Below are 20,158 nucleotides of genomic sequence, written 5' to 3'. Positions count from 1 at the left end.
AGTTTAAGGATTCTTCTTATTGATACTTTTCAAAGAATGCATCATAGCTTCCATTTAAGCTTTCTCCGTTTAAAGCACCGGTTGTATATCCGCCTGTATATAGATTATTTGAATTATAGAAAATACTAAAGCTATCTGTTAATTGACCGGCTACACCTGCTTGATAAGTCCAACCCAGAGTTCCATCGGAAGCATATTTTATAAGAAAAATATCTCTTGTACCGGTTTGAGTCTGTCCGTTTAAACCCCCGGTTGTATATCCGGTTAGATAAACATTTACACCATCAGAGCTAATTCCCTGGGTAACTGCATCTTTGGAAGTTGTTCCATTTACTCGACTCCACTGTCTTATACCGGAGCTATTATATTTCATTAGAGTATAACAATAGTAAATAGAAGTTAAACTACAGTTTTGGGAATCGATACTGGTTCCACCTTTGATGTAGCCACCTATATATGAATTACCGGATGAATCAATAGCTGTAGCATAAGAAAAGCCATATACATCAATTACATCCGACCATTGTCTAACACCGGAAGAATTATATTGTGCGATAGCTGGACAGGGAGTAGAAGTACAGGTCTTTGTATCAATAGTTGCATAGGTATAGCCTGTGATTATAATATTTCCGGAACCGTCTACCGCAATACCTTTACCAATATAATTCGTGTTACCGGCATCGATCACCTGAGACCAGTTGTGTGCTCCGGTTTCTGTATTATAACTGGATAAAATGGTACAGATATTTACACAGCTTAAGCCATTCCAGCCATCTGTAGCATAGCCAGCCACATAGACCGAGGTACCTGATACAGCGATAGATTCTATTCTTGCGTTATTTCCGCTACTAAGGTTATGAACTACCGTCCACTGGGGAGCACCGGAAGTATTATATTTAATAATATATCCGCAGGACTGATTGTTTTTAGCCGGACAGGTAACTCCATTAAATGCACCGAAAGTATATCCGGCGGAATAAACATTTCCCCCCGCATCTATTGCGAGAGCCAGTCCTTCTGTAGCTTTTCCGGAAGCCCCGGCAAACTTTGTCCATTGTTTTGTTCCACTGCTATCGTATTTGATTACAAAGATATCTGTGCTACCCGTAATAGTCTGGGAGTCAAAAGCGATATTGGTGGTTCCACCTACAAAAACATTGCCTGCACTATCAACTACTAGTCCATAGGCTTTTACGGTTCCTCCGGAAGCACCGGATAATCTGGTTAAAAGTCGGCTTCCGGAAAGGGTAGGAACTCCATTTATGGTAATACTAATAGACGTATTGGTGCTGCCGGAAGAATTGGTAGCTGTTACCGTATAAGAGCTGGCTCCCTGTGTGGCCGAAGGAGTTCCGCTGATGACCCCGGTAGATGTGTTTAAAGAGAGACCGGAGGGCAATGCAGGATTTACCGAATAGGATGTAACTGTTCCCGTAACAACGGGATTTTGTGGGCTGATAGCAATTCCCTGAGTAAAGGTAAAAGGTGCAGCGGAATAGGACAGGGATGATGGAGCTGGAATAATAATGGTAATGCTAACAGACGTATTGGTGCTGCCGGAAGAATTGGTAGCTGTTACCGTGTAGGAACTGACTCCCTGTGTGGCCGAAGGAGTTCCGCTGATGACCCCGGTAGATGTGTTTAAAGAGAGACCGGAGGGCAATGCAGGATTCACCGAATAGGATGTAACTGTTCCCGTAACAACGGGATTTTGTGGGCTGATAGCAATTCCCTGAGTAAAGGTAAAAGGTGCAGCGGTATAGGACAGGGATGATGGAGGTGCATCATTAATCGTAATGCTAATCGATACAGTAGTATTTCCATAGGCATTGGTAGCTGTTACCGTGTAGGAACTGGCTACCTGTGTAGCCGAAGGAGTTCCGCTGATGACACCGGTAGATGTGTTCAGAGAAAGCCCGGAAGGTAGAGTAGGGCTTACCGAATAGGATGTGACAGTTCCTGTAACAGTAGGATTCTGAGGACTAATTGCAGTATTCTTAATGAAAGTAAATGTATTACCCGAATAATTTAAGCCACTCGGAGGGTTGGAATTTACTGTAATGCTAATAGACGTATTGGTACTGCCTGTAACATTAGTAGCTGTAACTGTGTAGGAACTGGCTCCCTGTATAGCCGAAGGAGTTCCATTGATAGCCCCGGTAGATGTGTTCAGAGAAAGCCCGGTAGGTAAAGCGGGGTTCACCGAATAGGATGTAACTGTTCCCGTAACAACGGGATTTTGAGGATTGATAGGCGCATTGATAGTAAAGGTGAATGGTGAACCTGAATAAATTAAAACAGAAGGTGCCTGCGGATTTATGATAATTAAAATACTGGTATTGGTGCTACCGGCTGTGTTACTGGCCGTAATTGTGTAAGAACTCGCAGCCTGTGTGGCCGAAGGAGTGCCGCTGATAACTCCGGTAGATGTGTTCAGAGAAAGCCCGGTAGGTAAAGCGGGGTTCACCGAATAGGATGTAACTGTTCCCGTAACAACGGGATTCAGTGAGCTAATAGAAACTCCCTGCAAAAATGTGTTGGAAGAACTTGAATAGCTCAAAGAAGAGGGGGGATCGGGATTTATTGGCAGGATAGATAAAGTAAGACTGGTGCTGACACTACCGGCTATATTTGTAGCAGTTACTGTAAAAACAGTTGAGGATAAACTTACAGAAGGTGTACCGCTGATAAGCCCGGTGGAAGAATTAAAACTTAAACCGGAAGGAAGGGAAGGACTTATACTAAAAGAATTAACGGTTCCGCTGACTGTAGGACTAATTGTAGAACTACTTCCTACTGTTAGAGACTGTGTAGAAGGAGAATAAAATACAGTGGGGAGGCTTATACTGGTATTTGAGCTTGCGGGATCTTTGTAATAGTCCAAATTGCTAATATTATCTATATTAGAAGGCACTGTATTTATGTTAGAAGAAGAAATAGATAATTCAGTAAAAAGGTTTTGGAAATTATTGGAAATTTGAAAAGGTAATAAAGAGGGATTTTGTATGATTTCTTTAAGTTGCTCCTCTGTTAGTATATTTTCTAAATTGATTTCTATAGTACTTAAAGCTTTTTCCGGACTCTTTAAGTGAAGAATATATTTCTTACCTGCCTGTATGGTAAAAGAATAATTTCCCTTATCGTCTGTTATGGATCCGGCCATAAAATCCTCTATTGCTATAGTAGTAAGAGGTAGTTGTGTATTTCCGTTAAACAGGGTAAAAGAAGTACTTTCATCCGGTATTTTTGTATTCAGAATAAAACGATTCGAACTTCTAAAAAGGTTAAACGAGGCGATTTGAGCTATTTCTTTTCCATTGCCGGTGAAAGAAAGCCGGATGGGAGCTTGAAAGTTCTGGTATTGGGGAAGCTGAAGGTTAAAAATACAGGTGACTTCTCCGGGTTTTAAATTGTAATCAGTGCAGATAAGTTCATTTTCACCGCTTGCATTTCTTACAGATAGTTCGGGTATTGCACTATCTATGCCGCTTGAGTTTAGCTGAATTGATATATTTTTTACAGGCTTAGAATTGGAGTCTGCAATTTTTCCTTTTAGTGTTAGAAATAAAGAAGGAGGACTTTTTTTACCTGCGTTCGTATTAAAAAAAGAACGAAGGAAATTATCTTTAGTTGAATTGTAGGTACTCGGATTGCAGGAAATGAATAGAATTAAAAAAAATATATGGAATAATTTCATTTTGACCCTCTTTAGGATACTATAATCTTAATTATAGACTTTGTCAAGGTTAAAAAGTTATTTACACATTAGCTTTTTTTCACGTCCTTATTTTATTTCGATTGCGAAGGGAATACTGATAAGATCGTACTTAAAAGAAAAACTCCCAACTTTTTTACAACTGTCCCTTAAATTCGAAGAAAAACCTTCTTCTTTCTCTCCTGTAATCAGATGGAATATTACTTACTTCTAAAAGGTACTGAGAAGAATTTAGAAGATTACTCACGTAGCCTCCGATTTGAAATTTCTCCGATAAAAGATACATCATGCGTACATTTACATTTGTCCAGGCGGGTACTACTTTGGGTCTGTACATGGGATAGGAATAGGAATCACTATAAGGATTATCTAATAGATAGCCCGTAAGCGGTTCGATTTCACCCATAGAACTGTTTTTTCTGTGAGAAGCTCCTCTATAGTTTAGATTTGTACTGAATAAAACTCGAGAAAATGAGTAAGTGAATCCAAAATTCGCTGATGTTGCCGGACTTGAAGTCACCTCATTCGGATGCCTTGAAACTGTAGGGTCTATGCTATATTCATAATATCTAAAGAATCGTGAAAAATTTACATAAGAGGAAAATTTCTTATATTGAAAACCTGCCATAGTCCTGAATTTCTTTTTGCTGGAAAACAGATACAATGTTGGGAGCTTCATTTGTTCTTTTGACAGTTTTTGTAGAGGCGGTTGTAACCTGGGTTTGTAAAAGATCAAATACCTGTTCTACATCTTTTTCAACAGAATCCTTGTCTGAACTTAAATAACTTAAAAGTTCTTTCTTTATTTGATGAGATAGTATATGTTCTTCAATGTTATCTCGATTTTCAAGACGATTTGGATTTGCAAGAAACAAAGAGACAGTTTTTAGAGCTAATCTAAGTGTTCGTTCTTTATCTGTTTCCTTTAATTCCTCCGGATCTAACTGTAAATCCATTTGTCTGTAGAGTTCATCGGTAACACTAATGGCAATAGAATGATTTTCAATGGAGTCGTCAGGAAATAAAGATCCAAAAGAATATATACATAAAAAGAAAGAGAAAATAAAAACTTTCATGGGAAATAACTCCAATTTAAGTATTATATAAAATTATGTGGAAAATACATTTTTAATTACAGGGCCATACATTTCCCAAAACTTTTCATTAGGAACTCTTATTTCACCATCTTTAGAAAATTCCGAGTTTAGGCCGTTAACATAGTACATCTGCACCATGCCTTTGTTCTTAGCCGCCACTTCTCCACGATATTCGCAGTCAAAAAAGTCCTTCACCAGTTCGTATGTGGCACCGCTGAAAACATCTACCCAGAGGGATTAATAACGACAAATTGGAATGATAAGAAGAGCTTCTTTCACATTTTTTCTTTATTTAAAGTTTCGTATGGTTTACTTACTAAGATGATCAAAGGTTCCATCCCAGTTTTCCTCTGTACCATTTTTTAAAATTTCTTCTATTCTTTGCCTGTATATTTCAACTGCCTTATCATTTTTATAAAGATTATTAAGATCCTCAAATATTTTCAAGGATTTATCAAATTTACCAGCTAAGTAATAATAAATCCCTCTTTTAAAATCTTCTATTGCTTCTAGTTTGTCTTTTTCTTCTTCCGTAATGAGTTCATAGATTCTTACCGGTTTTGTTTTACCTTTTGCTCGAACCCTGTCCAGATAGCGAATTGGATAGGAAGATTCATTCTTAATTTTCTTATATATGTATTCACTAATAATTACAGTAGAACCATAATATTTTGTTAAACCTTCCATTCTCGATGCCAGGTTTACTGTATCGGAAATAACATTTCCTGATTTGCGATATTCGCTTCCGATGATACCAAATGCTACTTCTCCATAATTAATGCCTATTCCTACACGTATACTTTCCTTACCCTGTGTAATTAAATTTTTATTAAAAGCCTTTACCCCTTCTAAAATACTTATAGCGGAGCGAATTCCACTCTCCACTTCTCCGGGAAAAAGTATCATCAATCCATCTCCCATATACTGATTTACAAGCCCTTCATTTTCTCTAATTGCCGGATTAATATATTTAAGAAATTGATTTATAAAGATAAAATTTTCTTCCACATTCATTTTCTCGGAAATACTCGTATAGGAACGAATATCAATAAACATAATAGACATTGCTTTTTTTATATATTTTCCCAATTGTATATCAAGTATACTGGATAAGGATAAAAACTTTAGATATTCTTCAGGAAAAAACTGGTTTGTCATCTTAAATACTCTGGTCAAATGTATATGCGTGGTAACACGCTGTTTAAGTTCATCCTTATTAAAGGGTTTTATCATATAATCATTTCCTCCTTTCTTAAAACCATGAATAACAGCTTCCATCTGAGATTTGGCTGATAAAAAGATAATAGGAAGTTCATTAGGTTTATATGTTTTCCGTAACTGTTGACATACTTCATATCCCGAAATCCGGGGCATCATAATATCTAATAGAATTAAATCCGGTTGAATTTCCGGAATTATCCTTAAGGCATCTTCTCCATTACTGGCTTTATATACACGAAATCCACTCAAAGAAAGTTGATTTTCCATCACCTGTAGATTGACAATTTCATCATCTACAACCAGTATACTACCCCTGACTTCAGCGGCTGTTCTTTGGAGCGGGATAATCTCTGTATCAATACCATTCTCGACTGCAACAAAGCTCTCTGTGATAGGTTTACGATCTCTCAACGCTTCAATATCAATTCGAGGATTTGAATCAAGGTTCTGAGTTAGGGGTAAGGTAAAATAAAATGTGGAGCCTATCCCTAATTCTGATTCAGCCCAGATTTTTCCTCCATGCAGTTCTATAAGTTTCCTGGTAACAGCAAGACCGAGACCTGTTCCTCCATATTTACGCTCAATAGAAGCGTCAACTTGTTCAAAAGTTTGAAAAATAGAGTCTATGCGTTCCCGGGGAATTCCAATGCCGGTATCTTGAACATAAACTGTGAGAAAGGAAGGTTTTGGATTATGAATAGAGGGATCCTTACTATTCTTTATCCCTACAATTACCTCTCCTTCTTCTGTAAACTTAATGGCATTTCCTATTAGATTGAACATAATCTGTTGTAGACGATTTTCATCGGCAAAAATTAGGGGAACATCAGATGGAATATGGTTTAATAAACTTAAGGACTTATTTAAAATTAAAGGCTTTGACATGGTAAGTACTACTTCCGTAAGACTTTGCAAATCTACAGGTTTTAGTTGTAAGTGCAATTCATGATTACGGAGCTTTGAGAAGTCAAGAATATCATTTACAAGACTGGAAAGCCTTTTACCGCTACTAACAATTAATTTGAGGTTGTTTTTTGCAATAGAATTGGGTTGGCCCGCTATCCCATCGAGTAATGATTCAGCGAGACCGATAATCCCATTTAATGGGGTGCGAAGTTCGTGTGAAGTATTTGAAAGAAATTCATCTTTGAGTTTATCAAGCTGTTGTAATCGTCTATTTTGTTTTTCTAAATCATTTGAAAGGATTTCAACGGTAGAAAAAGCACTTGAAAAGCGCATGGACAGAAAAAAGGATTGAGAAAAAATAAACCAAAAAAAACCCAGAGGAACCAGTTGCGCGGTTCTTATAATGTTAGTAACATATAATATATCGTTAACAATAAACAAGGCAAAAATAATAAAACCTGAGAGGAAAATTTTAGCTCCCTCTCTTTTATGAATGCTGGCAAGAATCATTATATATATTGCATATATTACTACCGTAATAATATGGATGTAAGAAATATTGATTACAAATGTTAGTAATCGTGGAGGAAAGAAAAGGATTATACTCAGAACAATAACACAGGAAGTAAGAATGGGCTTTATTATTTTTTTATTAATCTCTTCGGGAAATACTTCTGAAATAAATAAAAGAAAAGCAGGAACTGCAGAATTAAAAGTTAAAAATTCAAGAGTGACTCCCCAGTTATAAGGGAAGCCACTGAATAGTCTATAAAAGTATCTTTCTCCAAACATAAGGGAGTTAAGTGCAAGACTGCTACATAAAATTCCAAAGTATAAAGCAAGACGATTTTTCTTTCTCAATATGAAAAGTCCAAAATGATAGAAACCCATAATCAACAGGCTACCCACCAAAAAGAGATCCATGCTTAAATTTGCTTCTCGCATGGAAGCTATCTGTTTTTTCTTTCCGATTATAATTCTTTCTAAAATACCACCACGTCTGTGGTGATAGTTAGATACCTGCAGGAGTATTTCAAGTTCCTTTTCATTTGAATTGGGTATATCTATTACTTGTGGATAGAAGTAAGCCTGTGCATCTTTTGGATCGGTACTAACTTTTCCAATTTCAGAAAGAAGGCTTCCATTTACAAACAGTTTATAAGCAGTGCCGATGCGATTTAATTTTAAGGCAAGGTCTTTGATTTCAGGAAGATAGACAACAAGTCTATAGCTGGCATAGCCTTTATGCTCAAGGGTCTGCTCTTTTATTTTCCATCCCATCCAATGTCTTGGAACAGGAATGTGCGTTTTTAAACATGTCTGGTTTAGCCTGCAATCCTTAGGCTTTAATAACTTATTCCAATAAAATTCCCATTCTCCATCCAGATTAACCGTTCCATCTTTAGCAAAGTCCCAATGTTCTAAATGTAATATTCCATTAATTGTCTTTGGGAAGCTTTTGGGAGAATTGGTTTTATGACAGGAGATGAAAAATAAAATGAAGTAAAGAATCAAAAATAGAATATAACGGGTAGATTTCATGATGGTTCAAAAAAACGTAGTTTTGCTAAATGCTAAATTTTTTTGATAACTATCCACAGGCTTTGCCCGAAGGGAAAAGGAATATAATCCAGAAAAGATACAAAAGGTAAGATTGCATTCATAGTCATAGCATCGCTCTTTTTAACTACAGTATTGTTCATTAACTTCATTTTAATAAACCAGCCAAATGCACCAATAGGATTAAAATATCGGTATTTAATTATTTTAAAGGAAAATCCATTTTGCTGCAATACATCTTTGAATCGAGATAAGTCTTTTTTGGAATACCTTCTTACATGTCCGATAATCGAATCAAATTTTGAGTATAAGAGAGGCATTGCCGGTACAACCGCAATAAAGAATCCACCGGTTTTTAATAGTTTCATACTATGAAAGAGAAACTTTCCATCTTCTTCAATATGCTCCAGTACATTAGAAGAATAAATACAATCATAGTGAGAATATTTATTACACTCCAAGAAATCTTTTTCTACTGCTTTAATATTTTTGTTGTTAGCAAACCTTTTTTGTAAAAAAGCTACATTGTCTTCAGCAATTTCAAATACTTCAAGAGGAAACTTTTCTGAAATAATGGCACTGATTGTCCCCCTGCCTGCTCCTATCTCGAGGTTATGTTCTCCCAGATAGTCTTCAAATTTCTCAGCTATCCATTTATTATAGTTTCTTGCTTCTTCTATGGTTTCCAGAGTTTGGATTCCTGAACCTTCTGAATCATAAGGATTATCTATATCGTCACGATACGTACTCGGGTTAAAAATAAATCTATCAAAAATAACAAAGTTAATTAATACAATAAAAATAATACTAAGTACATTAGGAATATAAGGATTGTTGAAAAGTAAACTCCCTATATAGAAGAAAAAAATACGAAAAAGTAGAATTAGATTACCATAAAAACTAAACTTAAAGAATTTTGCGAAGAAAGAAGAAAAACCATCTACGAAAGTAAAAATTTTATGCAAAGGATAAGAAAGGATAAGAGCTATTTCGGAAGATATTAGAAGTTTTATAAACTGTGATTCTTGAAAAGGAAAATATCTTTGTAAAATATTATAATTATCATATATTACTAAATTTAAGTAAAAGATAATCAATCCACTGATGATATATCGATAGTGCTTGGGTTCAAAAAGATTTAATACTTTATTCATGACATTTTACCATTTGCATTTTAGTTTCTTTATGTTTATACCTACGATGTTATGAAATTTCTTCTCTTTAGCAAGTAAATAAAAACCTTCTTTTTTGAACGGATGCCAGAATAGGTCAAAAATTAGTGGGTCACCGCTCATTTTAAAAGTATTTCTCCCAGAAGACCGAAAGCTGCCCCGAGTGCAAAACCTAAGAGAGTTCCATTGATCCGAATCGATTCCAAAATTTTCCTTGTTTTCCATTCCATTCGATTCCGAAAATCTCTTGGATCCTGACTTTTTAGTCGTTCAGATATCTTTTTTCCAATAAAAACAGAAATATCCGGTTCAACACGTTCTTCCAGAAACTCAAGGACAATTTTAACCGGTAAATAAGCTCTCAGGGTGCGAGACTTCTCCAGTTGCTCTTTATGAGAAGCTAAAAAACCGGAAAGAGAATGTAGTAGTGGTTCTTTTAATTTTGTATTTAAGAGACGAATCGTCGATAGTTTTCTTTCATCCGGCAGGTTATCCCAGGAACTGATAGCTTCCTGTAAACTGAAGGCGAAGAGTTGAAACGCATCGTCCAGTTTTTCTTCTTTGGGAGAAAAGGATTCTTCATTCATCAAGTGTTTTCCATAACTCTTTATAATATCATTTATATCACTTGAGTACATGGATAGAATTAATTTTACAAGGAAATTTTTACTTTTTCCGAGGTCGATAAGCAAAGGCTTTATTTTTTCGGTTCCGGCCAATTTGCAAAGAGCTTCACCAAGACAGTACTTGAATGTCTTCATGATTTCTTTTTCATTGAACGTACCTTTTAATAGACTGAGTTCACCCTGACTAGGATGATATGTAGAGAGATAATGAATCAAAGGATCTTCGATTCGATTCCAGAGTGAATCCAATTTTTTTCGAATAGCTTCTTCATCAGAAAAATATGAATCTAACAGAGCAATGAATTGTTTTTGACTCGCCGGATCGTCCAGTAAGGTTCTGACCTGTGCCCTCAGGGTTTCCTGACTTAGAAGATCGCTTGAGACCCATTCTCCGATTTCGGTTGCCAATTTTTCGCTATCCTCTTCGATTGCGTGGTAAGTTTTCCAAACAGCAAACCAGTCACAAAAACCTCCTACCAGACCACCTTCAAAACCATGATTCAGACAGGTGAAAAGTAAAGGAGGCAGGAGAAGTCTGTAATAATTAGTTAGCCCGAGACCACTTAAAGACAGAAGCAAAAGGGTATTAGAGATGATCTTCTTTTTTCTGTAAGGAGGCTTTTTTTGAACTTTTTTCTCAGCTTCCATCTTTTTTGTCAGACTAATACTTGCCAATAAAAATATAAATCAAAAAAAGGAATAAAGGATTAGAAAAGTAATGTATTAAATTATAGTTTCCGGGGAGGGCTTTTATGAACGGTATAATTAAGCTGGTGCTGGGTAAAATCAACGGAGATAGGATTTTTCTCGAAAAACACGTGAAAGGTTCCTTTATTGGCTGGAGAGTAGTGAATCCTAATTTATGTATTAGCCTGGGTCAGGACGGAATATGGCATGATTTTTGTTGTTATACCGGAGCGGAAGAAAATAAGATTTGCTACTTTCCTTCTCCGAAGGAGGCAGTTGCCGCTTACCTGGAGTATCTATCTACCAAGAAAGATTTTCGTAAAATACAGTTATTGCATTAATTTTTATTATAGTATTTCAAATATTGCTCACGCGATTCACTATTATTTAAAAGGAGTTTTTCGTATTTCACCAGGTATAGATTCGCTACAGTTAAAAAGATCGAGATAATCAAAGGGCCATAAAAGATTCCTGCCATTCCAAATACACTCATTCCTCCAATAATACTAAAAAAAACCAGGATCGAATTAATTTCAATTTTATCCCCGATAAATTTAGGTTTAAACCAATTTTCTACCACGAGGGCGATAATAGAGCAGTATATAAAAAGTACGATAGAGGTAAATACCTGCCCATTGAAATACAGGTAGATGCAGGCCGGAATATATACGATTGACATGCCTAAAAGCGGTATAAAGGCAAGTACTATCATTACGATTGTCCAGAGAATAATCGAAGGTAAGCCGGCTATCCAGAAACCGATTCCGGCAAGAACCCCCTGTATAAGCCCGCCGATTCCATTTGAAACGAGGGTAACGTAATTCATCATATTAAATTGTTTTATAATCAATCGTTCGTCGTCATTTTTTAAAGGAGATAGATCTAAAAGAAATTGCTGTAACTCTTTTCCGTACATAAAGAAAGAATATATGGCTACCAGCATGATAAAAAATTGAAAGATAAAAGAGAAGATATTACTTATGAGCTTATTTACAGAATTGAATAGACTCAGGCTTACTTTGCTTAAACTTCCTGATATCAAATCATTTATGGTATTCATATTATACTCTTTTTTCAAAAGAGCAAACGATTTTGCAGTGAAACGGGCAAAGATGTGGTCACCAAAAAAGATTTGATTGAGAGTTTTTTCATTAAGATTGGAACGCATACTATTATAAAAGGAACCTAATTCTTCAGAAAGCTGAACAATGATGTAGATACCGGGAATAAAAATAAATAAAACTATCAAGAGACAAACAAGGATAGATGAGAGATTTTTATTGATTTTCTTTGTCTCATGGAGATAGTGGAAGAGAGGAGAAAAGGTGCCGGCAATGATAGCTGCAAAAATAATTGAAGTAACAAATCCCCAGATCATGTATGCAATGAGAAGGATAATAAGTAAAAGAAATACAATAAACGAAAAAGCTTCGTATTTGTTAAAACTGCTTTGTAGGGAATAATAAGGTTTTTTATTTTTTCGACGGTTGTATTTCATGGAAATCTCTCGATTGGTTTCCTACAATAAAAAGGAAATAGAAAAATAGATCAATTCTAATTCTTGACAATTCATCTGCTTGTGTAAGTTTATATCAATGGCATATATTTTAAAAACATTTTTTCTGAGTATTGTTATTTTTAGTTTTTTAGGAGCGGAGAAACGCATGAATTTAGACCTGAATTCAAAATCCTTTAAGGATCAGTTTGATAAATCTTACACCATCAGTAAAGATCTAAAGTATATTCTGTTTATTTCCAGTATGGAAGCCAGCAAAAAGGTTCACGCTTATCTGGAGAAGAAAGGTTTTGATACAATAGAAAAAAAATCGGGCATTTTGATTTCAGATATTAGCGGTATGCCCTCTATTATTACTTTTTTATTCGCCAGACCCAAAATGAAGCAATTTAAATACAGAATTTTTTTAATAGAAAACAAAGAGGAAGCCTCTATTTTTCCGGCAAAAAAAGAAGCTTTGAATCTTTTTCTCTTAGAATCCGGGAGGGTAGTATCCCATGAAATTTTGACTGAAATGAGCGAACTTGAACAAAACTTAAGTCTAAGCATTGGAGATAAAAAATGAAATATCTTATTATATTATTTTTCTTTTTTAGCTTTTCCTGCAATGCAAAAAGGGAAAGCAACGCAACTACACAAACAGCTCCTATGTTAAGCGGTAATATGGAAGCGGACGAGGAAGCACCTTCACCTAAATCTGAAAGCAGAAGATTCGCAGATAATACTAAGGTAAAAGAGAGATCTAAAGAAACACCTTCCGATAAGAGCGATGCGGTGTCGCCTTCTCCAACGAATCCGGTGAATATTATTTCCAAAAGTAGACTTTTAGAATATACAATTCATTTAAACTATGAAACCGAAGATTTTTTAAAATCGAGACAAAGACTGATTGAATTAGCTAAATCTTATGGTTTTATAAAGAAAAGCACTACCAGCTTTGAAGGTCGTAAACCCGGAGTGAATCTTGAAATCTGGGTTCAGGTTGACAAGTTGTATGACAGTTTATTGGAATTTGATAATATAGGTAAATTGAAATATGAAAATATACAGACGAATGATTTGACAGAAGAAAATGCCCTATCCCAAAAGAAAGTATATCGTGAAACTATACGAGTTCAAAGGAGGGAAAAAGCCCTTGTGCCTGTTTCTAAATCAAATACTTGGAACTGGAAGGATAGAGAAGATGCCCTGGAAAGAAGTGAAAACAATCTTGACAGTGCGGAGTTTGAAAAGTGGAAAATAATGGATAAAATAAGCTGGGCCAAAGTGAGTGTTCATCTGCAATCTTCCCATTCAAAAGAAACGGTTAAGGTGCCGAATTTTATAGGTGCTTTCTATGAAGCTATTACATTTTCCTTAAATATTGTATATAGCCTGATAGTAATGATTCCATTATTTGTTCTTGCAGGACTCGGATTCTTGGGATACAAAAAATATAGAAACCGTAAGAATACTTAATTCCATTTTTCAATTAATTTATGTAGAAGCCTGATACGATTCGCATAATCTACCCGGTGTCGGGTCATCAGGCCTTTTACATCTTTAATATACTTTTTAGTAAAACGTCTGTCTTTCTTTTTATTAATATTCCTTTCTAGTTTTTCAAAAAGCAGGTTGTACTCTTCCCGGTTATAATCAACTCTTCTTTCTCCCGGAGAAGGATTTTGCATATTCGTAATAAATATATCAATGAGTTTACAATACTCACTTTCCTCTTCTTCTTTTTGCCGAATAATTTCGTGATTCATTTTTGTTTTTAGACTGGAGATCTTGGTTGATATTTCACTGAGCTTTTTTCTGTCGATTTTATCCTGCTTAAGGACATTTTCTAGTTGCTCAAGATTCTTTTCAAGTTCTGAAAAAATATTGGAGAGAGAGTGTGAATCCCCCGCGGTTAAAACGAAAAAGTAAGAGAATGCAAGTATACTTATGAATAATACAATGAATCGTTTCATTCCGGATGTCATCAGATTTTAATTTCCCTCCGGGTTTAGTTTTTCGCGAATAAAAAAAACGTCGAGTTTTTTAATTAAATTATAGGGCACGTTTAATAACTTTCCTTTTTGCGAAGCAAATAAAGCAGCACTATCTATTCGTGCCCTTTAAGGAATGCTAAGGACAGAAATAATATATTGCTTATTGCTAACTTAAATTTGGTCTGGGATATTCTTTACCGCTAAATCTTTTATATCTTTTATACAAAATATCAAGTTCTCCTTCAATTTTTTTGTTGGAGCTTAATTCATTGTAGATAGATTTTTCATGAAAGATTAAAGCATAGTTAAAAAGATTCCGGGTTAACTCTTCAATAAATTGTAAAACCGTATAATTATTTGTTCGATTTGTATTAATCAGAATTGAATCAAAATATGGGATATACCTGGCAGAAATTTTACAATCTTCAATTTCTTTCGTTTTTGAGTTAATAATTTTTTCTGTAAGTTCTTCTTTTTCGTTAGCCTTGAGAGCTTCCGTGTGGTTTTGAAGGTTCACATGAAGCTTTCTGGCCATAATCGCAAAGGTGGAAGAAGCTTCTGCTATGTACCTGACAATCTGATTTTCAAGTTTATCTTGAGAGCCCTGTAAACGGTCCCTTGTAAAGGATTGGAAGGAATAGGTAAGGTTCGGATACTGTCTGGTGAAAGAATCCAAATTTCTCAGTAAGGCCTTGATCTTCTCTTTTTCAAGGTTATATAATTCCGGATTGAAGATTTTTACTTCCTGTTCTTTACCATTCGTATTTAAAATTTTTACAAATCCATCAAATAATTCAAAAAAAGAAAGGTAGAGATCTCGAAGAATGACTTGTAATAAAATGTGGGGACTTGATTTTATATTACTCATAGTTTCCGGAACTTTGGTATTGTCCGGGTAGTAATGTTTTACTTCATCTTCAATAATTTGGTTTAAAAAGCTGTAGTCTACCTTTCCATCCTTGTTTATTTTGAAGAATCTTTTTTTCAGATCCTTAGATTCCTGTATATGATATAATTTCTCTTTGAGTTGATTTTCCAGTCTGAGCGCTTCTATGGCGATTAACTTTTCTATATTAGGTGAGGCAATATATCTTTCCATGTCAATAGGAGCTACATTTAAGCCTGCTTCTATTTCTGTCCAATTAACAATTCGTTTTTCCTTAATGACATAAAACGCGCAGATAGCATTGGTCAGGGTAGGATTTCTTTCTTCAAGACTTAAGCAAAAAGAAAGACAGGCAGCAATATCTCTGGCTTTTGAACTTAATCTCTTGGTTTCTTTAACTAATTCTATAACATTATCAAGGACTATATTTTTAGCGTTTTCTCGATTAATATGCCTTGCATAGTATTTTTGCATTTTGATAGATTTTGCCAGAAAAATTTCAGGAGAAACCTTATCCCTGAAAAGCACATCAAGGGAAATAAAGGAACTAAAGAATCGGCTAAAATTTACAATAGTATTAAACACAGGTGGTTCCCACTTCTTCCAGCCTACCTGTTCGCAGTATTTTAATGCAGTTAAAGTTGCAACTATTTGCTCTTCATTGAGTGTTCTAAATATTCGGGATACGAACTCAGAGATTTCGGGTTTTCGAGAAAGAAAGCCAAACTCCAGAGTTCTGGATTCTTTACCAAAACGGGTAACCGCATTGCCACGGCCCCAGAGACCCATTATAGAAAAAGATCTTTCTTCAAGGGTTTCTTCTTTTTTTTGCTCTTTGTCCTTTTTTTTCTGTTCTTTCTCAAGATTCTTAAAGTCTTCTTCTGAGAAAGAACGCTTTTCGTGAGAACGTTCAGATGATGAATCATAATCATCTAATTTCCGGGGATCACCTTTTTTAAGTTCTGCATCCAGCTTATTGATAAGTTCGATCCGCATAAAAATATCATTCGTTTTACTGATGATTTCATCAACTTTCTGTTGATCTTCCGGGGATCGGGGACGCCTGTAAAGGTTCGCAAATTCTTTATGTGCCTCAGTCCTACTTTTCAAAAGCTTACCTCAATAAATTATTTTGGCTCAAGAAAATATATATAGGAAGCTTTAAAAATCAAGAAAATTTCCAAAAAAAAATATTTTTTATTTTTTTTGCTTTCAATTATGAGAAATTGAATGTAATCAAAAGTAATGGATTTAAGAATATGGATGAATGGAAAGCAATATTACAGAAAAATTTTGCTAGTATTTTAATCGGTTTTTTTACCAGCCTGGTGATTATATCAGGGATGATAACATATTCCCTGGTGAATATGAATCATCCACCTGAGGTAATTTTAATCAAAGAATGCTACAAATTGTGTGAGAGAGATGTAGAAGTTTTTAAAATTGATGGAAAAACTGGTAAACCTTATTGTAAGTGTAAATCTGGAATTATTCGAACTACATTGGAGAAATTGTTAAATGATAATAAAGAGTGAGTTATGCCTGAAGTAGTCTTAATCTATAACCCCGGTAGCGGTAAGAAAAAAGGTGGAAAGAGAGCCATTGATTTTATGGAGCGTTGGATTGAGCGCTTTGGAACAGAACCTGTTTTACGTCCTACTCAATCTAAAGAAGACATTCGCCTTGCAGTAAAAGAAACCTACCAATCGGGGATAATTCAGATTTTTATGGGCGGGGATGGTACCATTTCAGAGTGTCTACAGGGGCTGTCCGAATTAAAATCTTTTTCAAAACTCGAAGAACCGGTAGGGATTTTACCCGCAGGTTCGGGAAATAGTTTTTTGAGGGATTTTGCATTAAAAAATTATGAGGAAGCAAGAGATGCTCTTCTGGATGCTATTGCGAATACTTCAGTTAGAAAAGTAGATATGGGTTTTATCCAATACCAGAAAGAAAAAAAAACAGAAACCAGAATTTTTTGTAATATTTTTGGAGTAGGAGTAATTCCCCATATCGCGGATCTGGCAATGAAAATGAGATTTCTTGGTTCTTTTAATTATACCTTTGCTACTCTTTTAAAATTAATTCGTCACAGGCCCATGGAATTTAGAGCCATTATCGATGGAATCGAAGAAAGGCTTCGTTCCGATTTTATTTCTATCTGTAATTCTAAATATACAGGTGGAGCTATGATAATGGCAAAAGACGTCGAAGTCGATGATGGAAAATTATATATGGTTTCTCCTTTAATGGAAAGTAAACTCCGAATCTTAAAACTGTTTCCGAGTATATTTTCAGGTAAGCACCTTGAGCATCCTAGAGTAAGGCATCATTTTATCCAAAAAATGAAAATACAGTATAGAGAACCTCTACTACTGTTGGTGGATGGAGAACTGGAAAAGGGTGAGAACCCGGAAATAAGTATCTCTCCGGGTCACTGGAACCTGTTTATGACGAAAAAGCCTTCGTAAATAGCCTGTCAAATTCTTCTCTTCCCTTATAATTCGTTTTATGATTCGCTTTTCTCTGGTTTTTAACCGGGTAGTAAATTTGCCCGGTGGACTTGTCTTTTAACATTACCCTGAGCCTCCTTCCATATTTTAAACGGTAGTTGTTCCTTCTGATAAGGTGATCTCCAATACTTCCTTCCCGAATTCTCTCGATCTGAATGGTTTTATAAGCTAAATACGGTTTCATTGCCTCTCCTTACAATACAAATATTTAGTTATTATACATTAAGGGCAAGACAAAATAGGAGAATAGGACAAAAAAAATAAAAAAAAATTTTAAAATGCTGAGAACAAAATTAAAAAATTAGCACTCTAAGTATCAGAGTGCTAAAAAAAGGAGAATGATATGTTTGGCAATTCACTGGAAAAGAGGTTTATGCATAATATCTGGAACGATCTGGAAAGGCTTCAAAATGAGCTAAGTGGCGGATTGGGAAACGCGTTTTTTTCCAGACAGGGGTATTTCCCACCTGTGAATCTTTATACAAATAAAGATGAAATCGTGATGGTAGTGCAGGTTCCCGGCTTTGAACCGGATGATATTGAAATAACCGTTGTAGACACAAAAGTGAATTTGAAAGGAACAAGGAAGGGAGGGGATCTGGAGGGTATGGACATTCACCGCCAGGAAACACATAGTAAGGATTTTATTCGTTCTATAGAATTACCTTATCAGGTTAATTCGGAAAAGGTGGAAGCTGCGTATAAAAATGGTATACTAAAAGTGGTTTTACCTAAAGCTGAGGCCGAGAAACCCAGAAAAATAGCAGTTAAGGCTGGAAATTAAGGAGGAATCGTATGTCAGAAGTTCAAGAAACAGTAAACAAGAAATCAATAGCTCCTGCAGTGGATATTTACGAATCAGATGAGAAAACGACTCTCTTCCTGGATATGCCCGGAATAGGGGTTGAGGATGTAGAAATTAACCTCGAAAAAGATGTTTTGACCATTACAGGAAATGTATCACCCACCCAGTTGGATGGATATGAATTGGCATATCGGGAGTTTGGAGAGTATAACTACTTCAGGCAATTTACAATAAACAGAAGTATTGATTTTGATTCCTGCGAAGCCAGTATGAAAAATGGACGCTTAAAATTGGTTTTACCAAAAGTGAAGCCTCGTTCCATCAAACTCAATGTAAAAGCAGAATAATCCCCAGCGTAGGAAAGCAAGCGAGTCACAGTTGGCTCGCTTGCAAATTTTAGTGTAAATAGTTTTTAATTATATAAAGAACTTCCTCAAGGGGGATTTTGGTAGTTTTTGAAATAGACTCGGGGCTATGTCCATTACTCAGGTATACTCGAATCAAGTTTATTTTATCTGTAAGGGAATACAAGTTCTCGCCCCGTTATTTAAATTAATAAAGTAAAAAAGAAAGTTTTCTTCTATATTCGTTTACCAGTTCTTCGTCTGTAGCACCAATCAGGTAAAAACAACTTAAGAGAGGTTCTTTATTTTTAATTTTCTCTTCCTGGCTTTTTGAATTTTCCACTTTTTGCAAGAAATAATCCAGGGCTGTTTTTTTCTTATCGGGTAGAAATAGGTTACTAATTTGAATTAAATCTTCTCTCGAGTGTTCTGAGTCCAAAAATCTAAGAACGGAACTGCGCTTATCGGAATGTTTGGTTCCTAATTCGGGGATGTTTGTAAGATATTTCTTAATTTTTTCAATTTCTTTTCCAGATTTAAGAAAAGATAGGGCTGCTTCCCAGAGGATATGATAGGCCATCTCGGAATGAAAATTCTCATTTATTACTGTCTCCGCAGCAAGTTCCGGGTTCTTATTTTTCAATTCCAGCAGTCTTTGCTCTTCCTTGCTAATAATGTGTTTTTTGAGAAATGCTACCACCTGTTTCTCCGGTAGGGCACCTGTAAATTCATCTACAACCTCTGCATTTATAAAAAGTTTTACAGCAGGAATCCCGCTAATTCTATATTGCATGGAAATATTTGGATTCTCATCAGTGTTTAGCTTGGCCAGGGCAAAGCTACCCTGAAAATCTTTCTCAACCTTATCAAGGACAGGGGAGAGCATACGGCAGGGTGCACACCACTCCGCCCAAAAATCGAGAAGAACGGGAGTTGACTCTGATTTCTCGAGAACCATTTCTTTAAAGTTCAATTCATTAACTTCTATAGGCATAGAATTATAATAATCATAGATAGGCCAAAGAAATATCAAGAAAAAAAGAAGTTTTAAATTTACTGAATTTTTAGGATAACTATAAATGATAGGAAAATTTAATGGACAAAGAAGAGATCCTATAATTATTTTTGGAGTCA

General features: G+C 35.5%; 18 protein-coding genes. 7 read left to right on the top strand and 11 right to left on the bottom strand.

Translation table 11 applies throughout. From position 1 onward, the window contains the following. Positions 1-16: 16 nt before the first annotated feature. The 6 genes from H7A25_10210 to H7A25_10185 form a co-directional block, all read right to left on the bottom strand. Positions 17-3,697: a putative Ig domain-containing protein gene (locus H7A25_10210; GenBank protein ID MCP5500265.1), complete on the bottom strand. Its 3,681-nt coding sequence runs from the start codon at positions 3,695-3,697 to the stop codon at positions 17-19. A gap of 154 nt (positions 3,698-3,851) precedes the next feature. Beyond that, on the bottom strand, positions 3,852-4,343 hold the full coding sequence (locus tag H7A25_10205; protein MCP5500264.1) for a TonB-dependent receptor: 492 nt from the start codon (positions 4,341-4,343) through the stop codon (positions 3,852-3,854). Continuing rightward, a complete protein-coding gene (locus H7A25_10200; GenBank protein MCP5500263.1) occupies positions 4,324-4,791 on the bottom strand; it encodes a hypothetical protein in 468 nt (155 codons plus the stop codon). The genes H7A25_10205 and H7A25_10200 overlap by 20 nt, the downstream gene beginning before the upstream one ends. Before the next feature lie 330 nt (positions 4,792-5,121). Next, a complete protein-coding gene (locus H7A25_10195; GenBank protein MCP5500262.1) occupies positions 5,122-8,481 on the bottom strand; it encodes a response regulator in 3,360 nt (1,119 codons plus the stop codon). 32 nt (positions 8,482-8,513) lie between these two features. Then, positions 8,514-9,464: a methyltransferase gene (locus H7A25_10190; protein ID MCP5500261.1), complete on the bottom strand. Its 951-nt coding sequence runs from the start codon at positions 9,462-9,464 to the stop codon at positions 8,514-8,516. Positions 9,465-9,790: 326 nt separating this feature from the next. After that, positions 9,791-10,945 carry a DUF445 family protein gene (locus tag H7A25_10185; GenBank protein MCP5500260.1) on the bottom strand — a complete coding sequence of 385 codons (1,155 nt, stop codon included), beginning with the start codon at positions 10,943-10,945 and terminating at the stop codon, positions 9,791-9,793. A 104-nt stretch (positions 10,946-11,049) separates the two neighbouring features. Here H7A25_10185 and H7A25_10180 point away from each other — a divergent pair, with 104 nt between their 5' ends. After that, positions 11,050-11,325 carry a hypothetical protein gene (locus H7A25_10180; protein ID MCP5500259.1) on the top strand — a complete coding sequence of 92 codons (276 nt, stop codon included), beginning with the start codon at positions 11,050-11,052 and terminating at the stop codon, positions 11,323-11,325. Here H7A25_10180 and H7A25_10175 read toward each other — a convergent pair. Beyond that, a complete protein-coding gene (locus H7A25_10175) occupies positions 11,322-12,482 on the bottom strand; it encodes an AI-2E family transporter (protein ID MCP5500258.1) in 1,161 nt (386 codons plus the stop codon). The two genes, H7A25_10180 and H7A25_10175, sit on opposite strands and share 4 nt — an antisense overlap. A 97-nt stretch (positions 12,483-12,579) precedes the next feature. On the opposite strand from H7A25_10175, the gene H7A25_10170 reads away from it, so the two are divergent. Both H7A25_10170 and H7A25_10165 read left to right on the top strand, forming a co-directional pair. Further along, the gene (locus H7A25_10170) at positions 12,580-13,065 is read left to right on the top strand and encodes a hypothetical protein (GenBank protein ID MCP5500257.1); all 486 of its coding nucleotides are present in this window, start codon (positions 12,580-12,582) and stop codon (positions 13,063-13,065) included. Continuing rightward, the gene (locus tag H7A25_10165) at positions 13,062-13,958 is read left to right on the top strand and encodes a DUF4349 domain-containing protein (GenBank protein MCP5500256.1); all 897 of its coding nucleotides are present in this window, start codon (positions 13,062-13,064) and stop codon (positions 13,956-13,958) included. The genes H7A25_10170 and H7A25_10165 overlap by 4 nt, the downstream gene beginning before the upstream one ends. Here H7A25_10165 and H7A25_10160 read toward each other — a convergent pair. Further along, entirely contained in the window at positions 13,955-14,455 is a 501-nt protein-coding gene (locus H7A25_10160; GenBank protein MCP5500255.1) for a hypothetical protein, read from the bottom strand. The genes H7A25_10165 and H7A25_10160 overlap by 4 nt on opposite strands. A 187-nt stretch (positions 14,456-14,642) precedes the next feature. Beyond that, positions 14,643-16,472, bottom strand: a complete 1,830-nt coding sequence (locus H7A25_10155) for a hypothetical protein (protein ID MCP5500254.1) — start codon at positions 16,470-16,472, stop codon at positions 14,643-14,645. Positions 16,473-16,621: 149 nt separating this feature from the next. Between H7A25_10155 and H7A25_10150 the strand changes: the two genes are divergently transcribed. Then, positions 16,622-16,897: a hypothetical protein gene (locus tag H7A25_10150; protein MCP5500253.1), complete on the top strand. Its 276-nt coding sequence runs from the start codon at positions 16,622-16,624 to the stop codon at positions 16,895-16,897. A 3-nt stretch (positions 16,898-16,900) separates the two neighbouring features. Continuing rightward, positions 16,901-17,833: a hypothetical protein gene (locus H7A25_10145; protein ID MCP5500252.1), complete on the top strand. Its 933-nt coding sequence runs from the start codon at positions 16,901-16,903 to the stop codon at positions 17,831-17,833. Here H7A25_10145 and H7A25_10140 read toward each other — a convergent pair. Next, positions 17,811-18,059, bottom strand: a complete 249-nt coding sequence (locus H7A25_10140; GenBank protein ID MCP5500251.1) for a hypothetical protein — start codon at positions 18,057-18,059, stop codon at positions 17,811-17,813. The two genes, H7A25_10145 and H7A25_10140, sit on opposite strands and share 23 nt — an antisense overlap. 159 nt (positions 18,060-18,218) lie before the next feature. Between H7A25_10140 and H7A25_10135 the strand changes: the two genes are divergently transcribed. Together H7A25_10135 and H7A25_10130 are read left to right on the top strand one after the other, a co-directional pair. Continuing rightward, positions 18,219-18,659 carry an Hsp20/alpha crystallin family protein gene (locus tag H7A25_10135; protein ID MCP5500250.1) on the top strand — a complete coding sequence of 147 codons (441 nt, stop codon included), beginning with the start codon at positions 18,219-18,221 and terminating at the stop codon, positions 18,657-18,659. 11 nt (positions 18,660-18,670) lie between these two features. Next, on the top strand, positions 18,671-19,027 hold the full coding sequence (locus tag H7A25_10130; GenBank protein MCP5500249.1) for an Hsp20/alpha crystallin family protein: 357 nt from the start codon (positions 18,671-18,673) through the stop codon (positions 19,025-19,027). Between the two features lie 205 nt (positions 19,028-19,232). Here the strand turns inward: H7A25_10130 and trxA are convergent, their stop codons facing one another. Further along, positions 19,233-20,057: a thioredoxin gene (gene trxA, locus H7A25_10125; protein ID MCP5500248.1), complete on the bottom strand. Its 825-nt coding sequence runs from the start codon at positions 20,055-20,057 to the stop codon at positions 19,233-19,235. Positions 20,058-20,158: the final 101 nt, after the last annotated feature.

This window comes from Leptospiraceae bacterium (assembly GCA_024233835.1).
GTDB lineage: Bacteria > Spirochaetota > Leptospiria > Leptospirales > Leptospiraceae > JACKPC01.
The sequence above is the reverse complement of the archived record's forward strand: the minus strand, read 5'-3'. Positions and strand labels throughout refer to the sequence as shown.

Excerpts from the sequence above, each read along its gene's own strand:
- H7A25_10130 (MCP5500249.1), top strand. The coding sequence starts at position 18,671 with ATGTCAGAAGTTCAAGAAACAGTAAACAAGAAATCAATAGCTCCTGCA.
- H7A25_10160 (MCP5500255.1), bottom strand. The coding sequence starts at position 14,455 with ATGAAACGATTCATTGTATTATTCATAAGTATACTTGCATTCTCTTAC.
- H7A25_10175 (MCP5500258.1), bottom strand. The coding sequence starts at position 12,482 with ATGAAATACAACCGTCGAAAAAATAAAAAACCTTATTATTCCCTACAA.
- H7A25_10195 (MCP5500262.1), bottom strand. The coding sequence starts at position 8,481 with ATGAAATCTACCCGTTATATTCTATTTTTGATTCTTTACTTCATTTTA.
- H7A25_10180 (MCP5500259.1), top strand. The coding sequence starts at position 11,050 with ATGAACGGTATAATTAAGCTGGTGCTGGGTAAAATCAACGGAGATAGG.
- H7A25_10150 (MCP5500253.1), top strand. The coding sequence starts at position 16,622 with ATGGATGAATGGAAAGCAATATTACAGAAAAATTTTGCTAGTATTTTA.
- H7A25_10200 (MCP5500263.1), bottom strand. The coding sequence starts at position 4,791 with ATGAAAGTTTTTATTTTCTCTTTCTTTTTATGTATATATTCTTTTGGA.
- H7A25_10165 (MCP5500256.1), top strand. The coding sequence starts at position 13,062 with ATGAAATATCTTATTATATTATTTTTCTTTTTTAGCTTTTCCTGCAAT.
- H7A25_10185 (MCP5500260.1), bottom strand. The coding sequence starts at position 10,945 with ATGGAAGCTGAGAAAAAAGTTCAAAAAAAGCCTCCTTACAGAAAAAAG.
- H7A25_10170 (MCP5500257.1), top strand. The coding sequence starts at position 12,580 with ATGGCATATATTTTAAAAACATTTTTTCTGAGTATTGTTATTTTTAGT.
- H7A25_10205 (MCP5500264.1), bottom strand. The coding sequence starts at position 4,343 with ATGGCAGGTTTTCAATATAAGAAATTTTCCTCTTATGTAAATTTTTCA.
- H7A25_10210 (MCP5500265.1), bottom strand. The coding sequence starts at position 3,697 with ATGAAATTATTCCATATATTTTTTTTAATTCTATTCATTTCCTGCAAT.
- H7A25_10135 (MCP5500250.1), top strand. The coding sequence starts at position 18,219 with ATGTTTGGCAATTCACTGGAAAAGAGGTTTATGCATAATATCTGGAAC.
- H7A25_10140 (MCP5500251.1), bottom strand. The coding sequence starts at position 18,059 with ATGAAACCGTATTTAGCTTATAAAACCATTCAGATCGAGAGAATTCGG.
- H7A25_10145 (MCP5500252.1), top strand. The coding sequence starts at position 16,901 with ATGCCTGAAGTAGTCTTAATCTATAACCCCGGTAGCGGTAAGAAAAAA.